This window comes from Mesorhizobium sp. B2-5-3, assembly GCF_006441005.1.
In the GTDB taxonomy this organism is placed as follows: Bacteria; Pseudomonadota; Alphaproteobacteria; order Rhizobiales; family Rhizobiaceae; genus Mesorhizobium.
Map to the genome: position 1 here is coordinate 783,308 of NZ_VFUS01000001.1, position 13,359 is coordinate 796,666.

The following is a 13,359-nucleotide window of genomic DNA, read 5'->3' on the forward strand; positions in this document are numbered from 1 at the left end:
CGATGGAAAACAACCGAAACTTCTTCATCACCATCGCGCTATCGGTGCTGATCCTGACCCTGTGGCAGGTTTTCTACATGAACCCGCGCGTCGAACAGCAGCGCGAGGCGGCGCGCGTCGAGCAGCAGCGCGTGGAAGAGCAGAAGAAGGCGGCGGAGACAGCCAATCCGGGCGCGGCAACGCCAGCGCCGGCCGGCACCGCTCCCGGTGCCATCCCCAACGCGCCCGGCGGCGACACCGTCACCGCGGCCAGCCGCGACCAGGCGCTGGCGGCTTCGAAGCGCGTCAAGATCGACACGCCGAGCCTGGAAGGCTCAATCAACCTGACCGGCGCCCGTCTCGACGACCTCAAGCTCAAGCACTACACCGAAACCGTCGACAAGAATTCGCCCAAGATCGAACTGCTCAACCCTTCGGAGTTGCCCAGCGGCTACTTCGCCGAGATCGGCTTTGTCGGCAACGACAAGACGGGCACGGTACCGGGCGCGAATACGGTGTGGAACGTCGAAGGCAATCCGACGCTGACCCCGTCGACGCCGGTGACGCTGACTTACACCAGTGACAAGGGGCTGACCTTCAAGCGCACCTTCTCTGTGGACAGCGACTACATGTTCACTGTTTCCGACGAGGTGCGCAATTCGGGTTCGGCCCCGGTTACGCTATCGAATTACGGCCGCGTCACGCGCTACGACAAGCCGGCAGTCGCCAGCACCTACGTGCTGCATGAAGGCCTGATCGGCTTCACCGGTGCGGAAGGCCTGCAGGAACACAAATACGCGTCCATCGAGAAGGACAAGGAAGTCAAGCCGGGCAAGTCGACGGACGGCTGGCTTGGCATCACCGACAAATATTGGGCGGTGACGGTGGTTCCGAGCGAGAAGCAGCCGTTCCAGCCGCGCTTCGGCTATTTCGTGGACGGCCGCCACCGCTACCAGTCCGACTTCCTCACCGACCCGATCAATGTCGAGGCCGGCCAGTCGGCAACCGTCGAGACCGAGGTCTTTGCCGGCGCCAAGGAAGTCGCCAAGATCAATGCCTATGCCGAAGACCGCCACATCAAGCGGTTCGACCTGCTGATCGACTGGGGTTGGTTCCACTTCATCACCAAGCCGATGTTCTGGCTGATCGACACGCTCTACAAATTCCTCGGCAATTTCGGCCTGGCGATCCTCGCCACCACCGTCATCGTCAAGGCCATCTTCTTCCCGCTCGCCAACAAGTCCTACGCGTCGATGGCGAACATGAAGAAGGTGCAGCCCAAGATGCTCGAGATCCGCGAGAAATACGCGGACGACAAGATGAAGCAGCAGCAGGCGATGATGGAGCTGTACAAGACCGAGAAGATCAATCCGCTCGCCGGCTGCTGGCCGGTGGCATTGCAGATCCCGGTCTTCTTCTCGCTCTACAAGGTGCTCTACATCACCATCGAGATGCGCCATGCGCCGTTCTTCGGCTGGATCCAGGATCTGGCCGCGCCCGATCCGACCTCGATCTTCAACCTGTTCGGCCTTGTTCCGATCACGCTTCCGCACATGCTGATGATCGGCGTCTGGCCGCTGATCATGGGCGTCACCATGTTCCTGCAGATGCGCATGAACCCGACGCCGCCGGATCCGACGCAGGCCGCGATCTTCACCTGGATGCCCGTCATCTTCACCTTCATGATGGCTGGTTTCCCGGCCGGGCTTGTCATCTACTGGGCCTGGAACAACACGCTGTCGATCCTCCAGCAAGGCGTGATCATGAAGCGCCAGGGCGCCAAGATCGAACTGTGGGACAATCTGGTGGCGCTGTTCCGCAAGAAGCCCTCTCCGGCGGAATAAAGCCTCATTCTTCGCTAAAAAGCCCGGTCGCCCGGGCTTTTTCTTGTGCGCCGGCATCGGTCCACGTCCGCCCGCGATGGGCGAAACTGCAAACGCGCGGCACCGTCCGATCCGGCAAATGCGCTTGTCCACCATCGAAGACTCGCTCCCGGGGCGATTGGTGCTATACGGCGGATTACGCTACTTTGACGAGGTGTGCGCCGACGCGGGACGCGTCCGCCAGCCAATTCCCGGACGAACCGCCATGACCGGACCCAATCCCGACATCAAGCACCCGATCCCGATGCACACGCGCGTCGGCTTCCTCAAGGCACTGGTGAGCGCGCCCAACATCGAGATCGGCGACTTCACCTATTATGACGATCCGGAAGGGCCGGATAAATTCGCCGAGAAATGCGTACTGCACCACTATTCCTTCATCGGCGACAGGCTGATCATCGGTAAGTTCTGCGCCATCGCCGAAGGTGCCCGCTTCATCATGAACGGCGCCAACCACGCCATGTCCGGTTTTTCGACCTATCCGTTCAACATTTTCGGCCATGGCTGGGAAAAGGGTTTCGACCCCGCCACATGGTCGAAGGAGGTGCGCGGCGACACGGTGGTCGGCAACGATGTCTGGATCGGCATGGAGGCAGTGATCCTGCCGGGGGTGCAAATCGGCCATGGCGCCATCGTCGCGGCGAAGTCCGTGGTCACGCACGACGTGCGTCCCTATGCCATCGTCGCCGGCAACGCGGCCAAGGTCGTCAAGATGCGTTTCGACGACAGGACGGTCCGGCGGCTGCTGGCGGTGGCCTGGTGGGACTGGCCGGTGGACAAGATCAGCCGCAACCTCGATGCCATCAGGGGCGCCGATATTTCTCTTCTGGAGACAGCAGCTTGAACGCTCAATACAGCACCACGATCGGCACGGACCTGTTTACCCGCGGGTGGATCTTCATCCGCGGCGTGCCCGCCATGAAGTTCCTGCCGCCGGAAGGGCCGCCGGAAATCGCCTTTGCCGGCCGCTCCAACGTCGGCAAGTCGTCGCTGATCAACGCTCTGGTCAACCAGAAGGGCCTGGCGCGCACCTCCAACACGCCGGGGCGCACGCAGGAACTCAATTATTTCGTGCCGGACGGATTTTCGGGGGAGGGCGCCGACCTGCCGCCAATGGCGCTGGTCGACATGCCGGGCTACGGCTATGCCACCGCGCCCAAGGAAAAGGTCGACGATTGGACGAAGCTGGTCTTCGACTATCTCAAGGGCCGTGTCACGCTGAAGCGGGTTTATGTGCTGATCGACGCCCGCCACGGCATCAAGGCCAAGGACGACGAGGTGCTGTCGCTGCTCGACAAGGCGGCGGTTTCGTACCAGGTCGTGCTGACCAAGACCGACAAGATCAAGGCCGCCGGCGTTCCGCGGCTGATTGAGGAGACGCTTGCCAAGATCAAGAAGCGACCGGCGGCGTTTCCTTTCGTGCTGGCGACGTCATCGGAAAAGGCCGAGGGCCTGGAGGAACTGCGCGCCGCGATCGTGCTCGCGGCCAATGGCGGCTAGCGGCACAAAAAGCCGGGTTAAGCCTTCGCCTCCAGGGCGATCATCTTGTGGCTTTCCTCCGCGGCAAGCATTTCGGTGCCATAGGCCTTCAGGAACATGTCGACGCCCGACCTGACGATATGGTCGATTTCGTCCTGGTTCGGAGCCTTGGCGCGATAGGCGAAGATGCACTGCCGGAAAAGACCGGCCAGGCAGAGTTCTGTGAACTGATAGGCGGCAAGGTCGACATCGTCGATCTTGAGCAGGCCACGGTCGATGGCGGCATTGAGGAAGGTCACGACCTTGTCGTGGCCGCGTTTGGGGCCGCGTTCGTAAAACCGCGCGCCCATGTCGGGTATCCTGTCGGAGGCGCCGATCACCGTGCGCTGGGCCTGGATGACCTTGGCCGAGGTGATCTTCATGGACAGGACCTTGCCGAATTTCACCAGCGTCTCGCGCAGGTCGTCGGCACGGTCGAGCACGTCATACATGTTCTTGAAGATCGTGCCGCGCTCTTCCTCGATCAGCGCCTCGAACAGCTCTTCCTTGTTGGCGAAGTAGACATAGATGGTGCCTTTCGAAACGCCGGCTTCCCGCGTGATGTCGTTCATCGAGGCCGCCTCAAAGCCCTTGTCGATAAAGACCCGGCGGGCGCCATCGATGATCTGGCTGCGCTTGACCGGATCCTGTCCGGCTGCCGGGCGGCCGCGGCGCAAGCCGTCCAGCAGGTCGCCGCAATTGTCGTTTTCGACGTCGGGCGTTGTGTCGGCCATTAAAGTCACACCTCGAAAATAATTCGAACCAAGCGGTTCGATTGCCTCTTGATATGGTCCTCTTTAGGCGCTATGTCAACGGCCGGATCGAACCGAACGGTTCAGTATTATAACTTAGAGAGATGTCATGTCCTCGAACGCGCCGTCCACCGCCGAAGTCCGTCCTTTCCCCAACGCCAAGGTCGCCCCGGCGACGGAAGCACCGGAAGTTCCCGTCCACCCAGTCGCCGCGCCGCCTCTGGCGGAAACTCCGGCGAAGAAGAAGCGTTCCGTGCGCTCTTTCCTGCTGCCGATCATCGGCGTCGCACTGCTCGGCGCCGGCGCCTGGTACGGCTACGATTACTGGACCACCGGCCGTTTCATGATTTCGACCGACGACGCCTATGTCCAGGCCGACATGGCTTTCATTTCGCCCAAGATCTCCGGCTATGTCGATCAGGTCAAGGTCAGCGAGAACCAGCAGGTCAAGGCCGGCGATCCCCTGCTGACGGTCGATGACGGTGATTACAAAATAGCGGTCGCCCAGGCCGAGGCGCAGATCGCCACGCTGGCCAGGACGCTCGATCGCATCGATGCGCAGACCAAGGCGGCGCAGGCCTCCTTGCAGCAGGCGCAGGCCGCCAAGACCGCCGACCAGGCCGCGGCGGCCAATGCCGCGCGCGCCCAGCAGCGCGCCGCGCAACTGCTCAAGACCCATGTCGGTACGCAGGCGCAACTCGACGACGCCCAGACGGCGCTCGACCAGGCCAACGCCGCTCTCGTCGGCGCCGACGCGCAGATCGCCGCAGCACAGGCCAATATCGGCGTGCTGGAGGCGCAGCGTGCTGAATCGGCAAGCACGCTGGCATCCTTGCAGCTCAGCCGCGACAAGGCCGCGCGCGACCTTTCCTTCACTGTGCTCAAGGCGCCCTATGACGGCGTCGTCGGCAACCGTTCCGTCGAGCAGGGCGACCTCGTGAGCCCCGGCCAGAAGCTCGCCGTCATCGTCCCGATGAACAAGCTCTACATCGTCGCCAACTTCAAGGAGACCCAGCTTGCCCGGCTGGTGCCCGGCGAAAAGGTCAGGATTTCGGTCGATGCCATCGACGGCGAGCGCATCGAGGGCACCGTCTCCTCGCTGGCGCCGGCCTCGGGTGCCGTGTTCTCGCTGCTGCCGCCGGAAAACGCCACCGGCAACTTCACCAAAGTGGTGCAGCGCGTCCCGGTCCGCATCGACGTGCCGGCCGATGCCCTGAAGAGCGGCAGGCTGCGCGCCGGCTTAAGCGTCGTTGTCGCCGTCGACAGCCGCACCGCGCCGGCCGCGATCAACTGAGCGCGCTCCGGGGAGCAACGCCATGGCCACCGCAACCCTGACCGCAGGAGCGCCGCCGGCGAGGCCGGCAGTGCCTGACACCATCTCGACGCGGCGCGTCATAGCCTTCCTGGCGATGGTGTTCGGCATGTTCATGGCCATCCTGGACATCCAGATCGTCTCGGCCTCGCTGGCCGAGATCCAGGCTGGCCTGAGCGCCAGTTCCGACGAGATCCCTTGGGTGCAGACGGCCTATCTGATCGCCGAGGTGGTCATGATCCCCCTGTCCGGCTTTCTCAGCCGGATGCTGTCGACGCGTGTTCTGTTCACAATTTCGGCGGCGGGTTTTACCGCCGCAAGCGCGCTCGCCGCGACCGCCACCAACATCGACCAGATGATCGTTTACCGCGCCATCCAGGGTTTTATCGGCGGCGGCATGATCCCCAGCGTCTTCGCGGCCGCCTTCACCATCTTCCCGCCGTCGCGCCGTGCCGTCGTGTCGCCGATGATCGGCCTGGTGGCCACCCTGGCGCCCACCATCGGTCCGACCGTCGGCGGCTATATCAGCCACGCAATGTCCTGGCACTGGTTGTTCCTCGTCAATGTCGTGCCCGGCATCCTGGTGACGACGGCGGCCTGGTCGCTGATCGATTTCGACAAGCCCAACCTCAAGCTGTTCTCGAAGTTCGACTGGTGGGGCCTTGCCGGCATGGCGGCGTTCCTCGGCTGCATGGAATATGTGCTCGAGGAAGGCCCGAACAATGATTGGCTGCAGGATCAGGCGGTGTTCATCTGCGCCGTCGTCATGACCTTCGGCGCGGTGCTGTTCTTCTGGCGGGTGTTCACCGCCGAGGAGCCGATCGTCGATCTCAAGGCGTTCAGCAATATCAACTTCGCCTTCGGCTCGCTGTTCTCCTTCGTCATCGGCATCGGGCTTTACGGTCTCACCTATCTCTACCCCGTGTTCCTCGGACGCATCCGCGGCTACGATTCCATGATGATCGGCGAGGCGCTGTTCGTCAGCGGCCTGGCGATGTTCTTCACCGCACCGGTCTCGGGCATCCTGTCGAACAAGATGGACCCGCGCCTGATGATGATGATCGGCTTCTTCGGCTTTGCCACCGGAACCTGGTGGATGACGCATCTGACCGCCGACTGGGATTTTTACGAGCTGCTCATCCCGCAGATCCTGCGCGGCTGTTCGATGATGCTGTGCATGGTGCCGATCAACAACATCGCGCTCGGCACGCTGCCGCCCGAGCGGCTGAAGAATGCATCGGGCCTGTTCAACCTGACCCGTAATCTCGGCGGTGCCGTCGGCCTCGCCCTGATCAACACGGTGCTGATCGACCGCAACGCCTTCCACTATGCAAGGCTCTCCGAGCACGTGCAGTGGGGAAGTGCGGCCGCCCAGCAGAAGCTTCAGAACATGACGCTCAATTTCGAGCAGACCGCCGGCCTGGATGCGGCCAGCGCGGCGATCTCGAAATTGTCGGGCATGGTCCAGCAGCAGGCGGCGCTGCTGTCCTTCATGGACGTGTTCTACATGCTGACGGTGCTGTTCGCGACGCTTGGCCTGTTCACCATGATGATCCGCAAACCGGCGGCCGCCGGCGGTGGTGGCGGCGGGCACTGACACCAGGGCAGTACCGGGAGAAACGATTTGCGTCCGGAATCGCGCTGAAAGCAAGGAAACAAAGCAAGGAAACACGGGCAGCCGTTTCGGGAAGCTCCTCCAGTCCACGCCCGAAATGACTGACCGCTAAAAAACTCCGGGTCGCAAGCCCGGAGTTTTTTCATATCGCGGCCGCATGGTCTCAGGCTGTGGCGGGCTTGAAGCTCAGCGCCACGCCGTTGATGCAGTGACGCAGCCCGGTCGGCGGCGGGCCGTCGTCGAAGACATGGCCCAGATGGCCGCCGCAGCGGCGGCAGTGGACTTCGGTGCGAGTCATGCCGAGCGACCGGTCCTGCGTCTTGCCGACGGCGTTGGCGATCTCCTGCCAGAAACTCGGCCAGCCGGTGCCGGAATCGAACTTCGTCTCGGAGGAGTAAACCGGCAGGTCGCAGCCGGCGCAGGCGAAGACGCCCTTGCGGTGCTCGTTGAGCAATGGGCTGGTGCCGGGATATTCGGTGCCTTCCTTGCGCAGCACGTCGAAGGCCGCGGGAGACAGGATCGCGCGCCATTCGGCATCGGTCTTGGTGACTTCGAAGGTCTCCGCCGCACGTGCATCCTGCGATCCGCCCATGCGCAGCAGAGATGCCGTGCCGGCGGCTACGCCGATGGCGGCGGCGCCGCTCAAGAGAAAGTCGCGACGGTTCATGGCCTATCCTCCTGCTGTCTGTTTGCCACATTCGACGCTCGGCTGAAAATCAAAAGCCGTTGAGGGCCGAACGTTACCCGCACCAGCCTCCTGGATGGAGCCACAGTGCGTAGCGGACGCCTGCCGGCGCAACGCGGAGCCGCGCACCGGCAGGAGAGCCTTGCTGCCTGTTCGCCGGCAGCGAGCCGTTCGTTACATCTTCGGCAAAAGAACCTTGTCGATGACGTGGATGACGCCATTGGACTGCCTGACGTCGGCAATCGTCACATGGGCGACGTTACCGTTCTCGTCCGTGACGGTGACCTTGCCCTTGTCGGCCTTGAGCGTCAGCTCGCAGCCGCCGGCGGTCTTGACCACATGCGCGCCGCCATCGGCCTTGGCCATCTTGGCGACGTCGGCGGCCATCGCTTTCGCCGCGATCACATGGCACGTCAGGACCTTGGTCAGCTTGTCCTTGTTCTCGGGCTTGAGCAGCGTTTCGACCGTGCCGGCCGGAAGCGCTGCAAAGGCCTCGTTGGTGGGAGCGAAAACAGTAAAGGGTCCGGCGCCCTGCAGCGTGTCGACCAGGCCCGCTGCCTTGACGGCAGCGACCAGCGTCGTGTGGTCCTTCGAATTGACGGCGTTCTCGATGATGTTCTTCTTGGCGTACATGGGTGCGCCCCCGACCATCGGATTGGCGGCATAGGCGATGGTGCCGAGCGCTGAGAGGCCGATCGTACCGGCGAGCAAAAGGGTGGCGAGTTTACGCATGATGTAAGTCTCCTCGGGTTGTTTTCCCCATCATTGGGAACGCGAGGAGATACGGGCCATGAAAAACTTAGTTTCGCTTTCTATGAAAGAATTCTTTTCTTCCGAATGAGGTCCAGTGATTTCGGTGGATAGGCTGATCCAACCGCGGGAATTTGGTCCGCGGTTATCTTCGCAAAAATAGACTTCACTATTTTGTAAGGCGACGGTCCGGGCGGGGAGCCATCAGATGCCCTTCAGGTCGCCTGCCGCGACCACCGGTCCCGTCGGCTGGCCGGTCGGCGAACCGCCTGAAGGCTCGAGGCTGACCGCCAGCACGGCGCCCTGCGCAAGTTTCTGCTGCACGGCCGGCGAAACCGCCACATGCGCAGCCTTCCCGGCCGGGATGACGCCCATCGAAACCGGCGCGTTCTTGCCCACGATCACCCACAGTTCGAAGTCCTTGCCGGAGGCCCGCTCACCGGAAACGTGCGACAGGCCGACTTCATGATGCGCCGCGTCATAGACGACGAGGTATCTGACGTCGCTGCCTTCGGCGGCCAGCGAGGCGACAAGCTGTGGTTGTTGGAGCGGCGGGTTGATGAAAGGCAAGGCGATGTAGATCGCCAGCGCCGCGATGGCGGCGGCGGCAAGGCCGCGCCAGAAGGCAAGGCTCGACCATAGGCCGGCGCGAGGCTGCGAGGCGAACAGCCGGCGATCGATCGCCTCCTTGACCCTGATCGGAGGTTCTGTCCCGGGATAGGCGACGGCCAAGGGCGAAAAATGGGCCTCCCAGGCATCGACAAGCCGAGCGAATGCGGCGTCGCCATCGATGCGGCGGGACGCAATCTGGCGTTCTTCCGCTGTCAGGACGCCAAGAACGTATTCGGCGGCGAACAGGTCGTCGCCTCCACGTTCCGGTCCGTCGTCGTCCACCAGCGTCATCTTTCCAGACACTCTCTGAGCTTCAGCAGGCTGCGTCGCAGCCAGGTTCGCATCGTGTTCAGCGGCACGCCGTGACGCTCCGCCAGTTCGGCATAGCTCTCGCCGTTCAGATAGGCGCCCCGGACAGCCGCTGCCCGTCCCTTTTCCAATTCCTCGAGACAATGGTGGATGCGCTCGGACTCGCCACCTGCCACGGTCATGGCCTCTGGTCCCGGCGCCGGATCGGCCACATCGAGCGCGGCATCGATGTAGGCGGCAGGTTCCCGCCGCGCCCTGATACGATCGATCGCATGGTTGCGCGCGATGGCCACCAGCCAGGAAATCGGGCTTAGATCCGAGACGGCGAAACGGTCCGCCTTCGTCCATATCTTGACGAAGACCTCCTGAAGCGCCTCTTCGGCATCTCCCCGGTCCTTCAATACACGAAGGCAAACACCGAAAAGTTTCGCGCTGGTCTGCCGGTACAGCAGATCGAACGAAGCCCGGTCCTTCATCGAAGTCCGGACAATCAGATTGCTGATCTCCTGTGGCGTCATGTCGGCAAATTAGGGGATTGCGATGTATTTGCAACGGCGCAAATTTCCGTACACCCAAAGCTTTCCGCACCGCGCCGCACTCGTTCCATCGCTCGATTGCCAACGGATTGGCCGCTGGTTACCTTGCCTGGATCGGGGGAGCGCGCATGTCGGTCGAACGAGTGCTGTGGGAAGAAGACGCCACCGGCCTTGCCACGTTGGTGCGCAAGGGCGAGGTTTCGCCGGTCGAACTGGTCGACGCGGCGATCGCGCGCGCCGAGGCCAGCCGGCCTGAAATCAATGCCACGGCCGAGACACTCTACGATGCGGCGCGCAGCCGGGCGAAGGGCATCGATCGTTCCCTACCGCTGGCCGGCGTGCCCTTCGCCATCAAGGATCTCGGCATCGCCATCAAGGGCGTGCCGTCGCATGGCGGCAGCCGCATCCCCGCCTGGATGCCCGAGGTCAGTTCGGTGCTGACCGAACGCTATCTCGCCGCCGGACTGACACCCATCGTCACCTCGACATCGCCCGAACACGGGCTGCGGCTGATGACCGAATCAAAAGCCTTCGGCATCACCCGCAATCCCTGGAACACCGGCCACACCAGCGGCGGCTCGTCCGGCGGCGCTGCGGCACTGGTCGCCGCCGGCGTCGTGCCGGTGGCGCATGCCTCAGATGGCGGCGGCTCGATCCGCGTGCCTTCTGCCTGCACCGGGCTGGTCGGTCTCAAGACCTCGCGCGGCCGCGTCCCGCTGTCGCCATTGGTGAGCGAAAGCTGGTACGGCATGGTGGTCGACCATGCCGTCACCCGCTCGGTGCGCGATTGCGCCCTGCTGCTTGACCTCACCCATGGCCCCGACCCGCTCGCACCCTATGTCGCGCCGCCGCCGAAGGGTGCGTTCGCCGCGGCTGCCGCCCGCGATCCCGGCAAGCTCAAGCTCGCAATGTACCGGAACTCTCCGCTCGGCCTGCCGATTTCGGCCGAGACGCTGAAAGCGCTCGATACCGCGGTGGCGCTCGCCCGCGAGGGCGGCCACAGCGTCGAGGAAATCGATTTGCCCTCCATCGGTCGCGACTTCTTCGCCGATTTCTGCAGAACGGTTGCCTCGGCTGTCGCAGGCATGTTGCGGGCCGAGGCGGTGCGCGTCGGCCGCACCGTCACCGGCGACATCGAGCGCGCGACGCGGGTGCTCGGCCGACTGGGCGAAATGGTCTCGGCCGGCGAGACCTATGCCGGCTTGCAGCGGCTGCATGCCGCCTCGCGGCAACTGATTGCGGAGACGGCGCGTTACGACGCCGTGCTGATGCCTGTTATCGCCCACCCGCCGCTCGCTTGCGGTGCGATGGACCCGAAGGGTGCCGACGAGCTCATCGAGAATATGCTCGACAAGCTTCGCCTCACGGCGCTGCTCAGGATCGAACCGCTGTTCGGCCAGTTGATGGACAAGAGCCTGTGGTTCACTCACTGGCCGGCGATCCAGAATGTCAGCGGCCAGCCTTCCATCGCGCTCCCTGTTTACGTCACCGAAGCCGGCCTGCCGCTCGGCGTCCAGGCCGCGGGCCGCCCCGGTGACGAGGAGACGCTTTTGTCCCTGGCCGCGCAGATGGAGAAGATCTCCGGTTGGCTTGGCCGCAGGGCGCCGCTTATGGTGCCTTAAGTGATGACGAGGTCGTGAGCCGCCCGAATATGACAGCAAAGCCGTTTGCGGCCCGCGTCAATTCCCGCTAAGACGCCGCCGTCTTTACCTGATGCATGTCGCCAAAAATGCGCAGCGGTTTTGGGGCAACGACAGGCATGAAATCAAAAGCCAGGGAACCACGCCGATGACGGACATCGCCGCCACCGCCGAAATGCAGGCCGCCCTGCTGTCGCGGGCGCTGCCCTACATGCAGCGCTACGAGAACAAGACGGTGGTGGTGAAATATGGCGGCCACGCCATGGGCGACAGCGAACTCGGCAAAGCCTTCGCGCGCGACATCGCGCTGTTGAAACAGTCCGGCGTCAACCCGATCGTCGTCCATGGCGGCGGGCCGCAGATCGGCGCCATGCTCAACAAGATGGGCATTGAATCCAAATTCGAGGGCGGCCTGCGCGTCACCGACCAGAAGACGGTCGAGATCGTCGAGATGGTGCTGGCGGGCTCTATCAACAAGGAGATCGTCGCACTCATCAACGCCGAGGGCGAATGGGCGATCGGCCTGTGCGGCAAGGACGGCAACATGGTGTTCGCCGAAAAGGCGCGCAAGACCATGATCGACCCGGACTCCAACATCGAGCGCGTGCTCGATCTCGGCTTCGTCGGCGAGCCGGTCGAGGTCGACCGCACGCTGCTCGACCTTCTGGCGCGCTCCGAGATGATCCCGGTGCTGGCACCTGTGGCGCCCGGCCGCGATGGTCACACCTACAACATCAATGCCGATACCTTCGCCGGCGCCATCGCCGGCGCCTGCAAGGCCTCGCGTCTTCTGTTCCTCACCGATGTGCCGGGCGTGCTCGACACGGACAAGAAGCTGATCGACGAGCTGACGGTCGCCGAGGCCAAGGCGCTGATCAAGGACGGCACGGTGTCGGGCGGCATGATCCCGAAGGTCGAGACCTGCATCGAGGCGATCGAGCGCGGCGTCGAAGGCGTCGTCATCCTCAACGGCAAGACGCCGCATTCGGTGCTGCTTGAACTGTTCACCGAGCACGGCGCCGGCACGCTGATCGTGCCCTGACATTTGTGGGCTGTCGCGCCGGACGCTAGTCCGGTAGAGCGGCGATCGCCACGATCTCGATGACGAGATCGGGATGCGCAAGTGCGGCAACCCCGATTACCTCCGATGGCGGCGGATTGTTGTAGCTGCAGTGCTTCGGGCAGTGCGCGGCGAAGAATTCGTCCATGACGTCCAGCCGGAAATTGGGGGAACTCAGAACGCCGCCGTCCGGAAATGGTCCTTTGACATATTGGGTGATCTTGACGAGATGCTCGAGCGAGCTGCCAAGCTCCTCCAGGTCCGATTTGATGGTCGTCAAAATGGAGCGCCATTGCGTCGCCGCGTCCCCGACGGCGCCACCTTTGCCCGTCGACGGGTCGTAATCTTCGGCCGTGCCCGTATTGCCGGCGAGAAAGACATAGCCCCTGGCGCCGCTGACGACGGTGCCTTTTCCCCAAGGCATCAGCCGGCCCTCTTTCATCTTTTTATGGGTGACAAGCTCCATCGCTTCCTCCTGCCGGACACCCTCTGCTTCCAGGAAGTAGCGCGCAGCCTGATAACGGCCAGCGTGAAAAAGTCAGGCGCGGTGCGAATGCATGGCCGCGAGCACGGCAGGTTTCCATGCCGTCCGTTCGAACACCATCGATTGCTCTTCCGCGTCCTGTGGCGCGCTCCGGAAATCGGCCATCTTTCATCCGGCCATCGCGCGTCAGAAATCCCTAGACTCGCGGACCAGAGCCGCCGTCC

At 63.4% G+C, this 13,359-nt stretch carries 13 protein-coding genes; 7 read left to right on the forward strand and 6 right to left on the reverse strand.

What is annotated here, in order from left to right:
* The first annotated feature begins 2 nt into the window (after positions 1-2).
* From yidC to yihA, 3 genes are all read left to right on the forward strand, one after another.
* A complete protein-coding gene (gene yidC, locus FJ867_RS04045) occupies positions 3-1,823 on the forward strand; it encodes a membrane protein insertase YidC (RefSeq protein ID WP_140816608.1) in 1,821 nt (606 codons plus the stop codon).
* 244 nt (positions 1,824-2,067) lie between these two features.
* The gene (locus tag FJ867_RS04050; protein WP_140582794.1) at positions 2,068-2,706 is read left to right on the forward strand and encodes a CatB-related O-acetyltransferase; all 639 of its coding nucleotides are present in this window, start codon (positions 2,068-2,070) and stop codon (positions 2,704-2,706) included.
* The gene (yihA, locus tag FJ867_RS04055; protein ID WP_140491494.1) at positions 2,703-3,362 is read left to right on the forward strand and encodes a ribosome biogenesis GTP-binding protein YihA/YsxC; all 660 of its coding nucleotides are present in this window, start codon (positions 2,703-2,705) and stop codon (positions 3,360-3,362) included. Before FJ867_RS04050 ends, yihA begins: the two co-directional genes overlap by 4 nt.
* A gap of 17 nt (positions 3,363-3,379) precedes the next feature.
* Here yihA and FJ867_RS04060 read toward each other — a convergent pair whose 3' ends face one another.
* A complete protein-coding gene (locus tag FJ867_RS04060; RefSeq protein ID WP_140514299.1) occupies positions 3,380-4,114 on the reverse strand; it encodes a TetR/AcrR family transcriptional regulator in 735 nt (244 codons plus the stop codon).
* 127 nt (positions 4,115-4,241) lie between these two features.
* On the opposite strand from FJ867_RS04060, the gene FJ867_RS04065 reads away from it, so the two are divergent.
* Positions 4,242-5,426 carry an HlyD family secretion protein gene (locus FJ867_RS04065; protein WP_140816610.1) on the forward strand — a complete coding sequence of 395 codons (1,185 nt, stop codon included), beginning with the start codon at positions 4,242-4,244 and terminating at the stop codon, positions 5,424-5,426.
* A 22-nt stretch (positions 5,427-5,448) separates the two neighbouring features.
* The gene (locus FJ867_RS04070; RefSeq protein ID WP_140491487.1) at positions 5,449-7,041 is read left to right on the forward strand and encodes a DHA2 family efflux MFS transporter permease subunit; all 1,593 of its coding nucleotides are present in this window, start codon (positions 5,449-5,451) and stop codon (positions 7,039-7,041) included.
* Positions 7,042-7,222: 181 nt separating this feature from the next.
* Here FJ867_RS04070 and msrB read toward each other — a convergent pair whose 3' ends face one another.
* The 4 genes from msrB to FJ867_RS04090 all read right to left on the reverse strand — a co-directional run bounded on the left by msrB (position 7,223) and on the right by FJ867_RS04090 (position 9,933).
* Positions 7,223-7,726, reverse strand: a complete 504-nt coding sequence (gene msrB, locus FJ867_RS04075) for a peptide-methionine (R)-S-oxide reductase MsrB (RefSeq protein ID WP_140662448.1) — start codon at positions 7,724-7,726, stop codon at positions 7,223-7,225.
* 192 nt (positions 7,727-7,918) lie between these two features.
* Complete coding sequence (locus FJ867_RS04080) at positions 7,919-8,476, reverse strand: fasciclin domain-containing protein (protein WP_140551640.1); 558 nt, start codon at positions 8,474-8,476, stop codon at positions 7,919-7,921.
* A 222-nt stretch (positions 8,477-8,698) separates the two neighbouring features.
* A complete protein-coding gene (locus FJ867_RS04085; RefSeq protein WP_140524237.1) occupies positions 8,699-9,397 on the reverse strand; it encodes an anti-sigma factor in 699 nt (232 codons plus the stop codon).
* On the reverse strand, positions 9,394-9,933 hold the full coding sequence (locus FJ867_RS04090; protein ID WP_140662446.1) for a sigma-70 family RNA polymerase sigma factor: 540 nt from the start codon (positions 9,931-9,933) through the stop codon (positions 9,394-9,396). The genes FJ867_RS04085 and FJ867_RS04090 overlap by 4 nt, the downstream gene beginning before the upstream one ends.
* A gap of 146 nt (positions 9,934-10,079) precedes the next feature.
* On the opposite strand from FJ867_RS04090, the gene FJ867_RS04095 reads away from it, so the two are divergent.
* Entirely contained in the window at positions 10,080-11,573 is a 1,494-nt protein-coding gene (locus FJ867_RS04095) for an amidase (protein WP_140524235.1), read from the forward strand.
* A gap of 166 nt (positions 11,574-11,739) precedes the next feature.
* The gene (gene argB / locus FJ867_RS04100; RefSeq protein ID WP_140816612.1) at positions 11,740-12,633 is read left to right on the forward strand and encodes an acetylglutamate kinase; all 894 of its coding nucleotides are present in this window, start codon (positions 11,740-11,742) and stop codon (positions 12,631-12,633) included.
* 25 nt (positions 12,634-12,658) lie between these two features.
* Here argB and FJ867_RS04105 read toward each other — a convergent pair whose 3' ends face one another.
* Positions 12,659-13,117: a RidA family protein gene (locus FJ867_RS04105; RefSeq protein WP_140559074.1), complete on the reverse strand. Its 459-nt coding sequence runs from the start codon at positions 13,115-13,117 to the stop codon at positions 12,659-12,661.
* Positions 13,118-13,359: the final 242 nt, after the last annotated feature.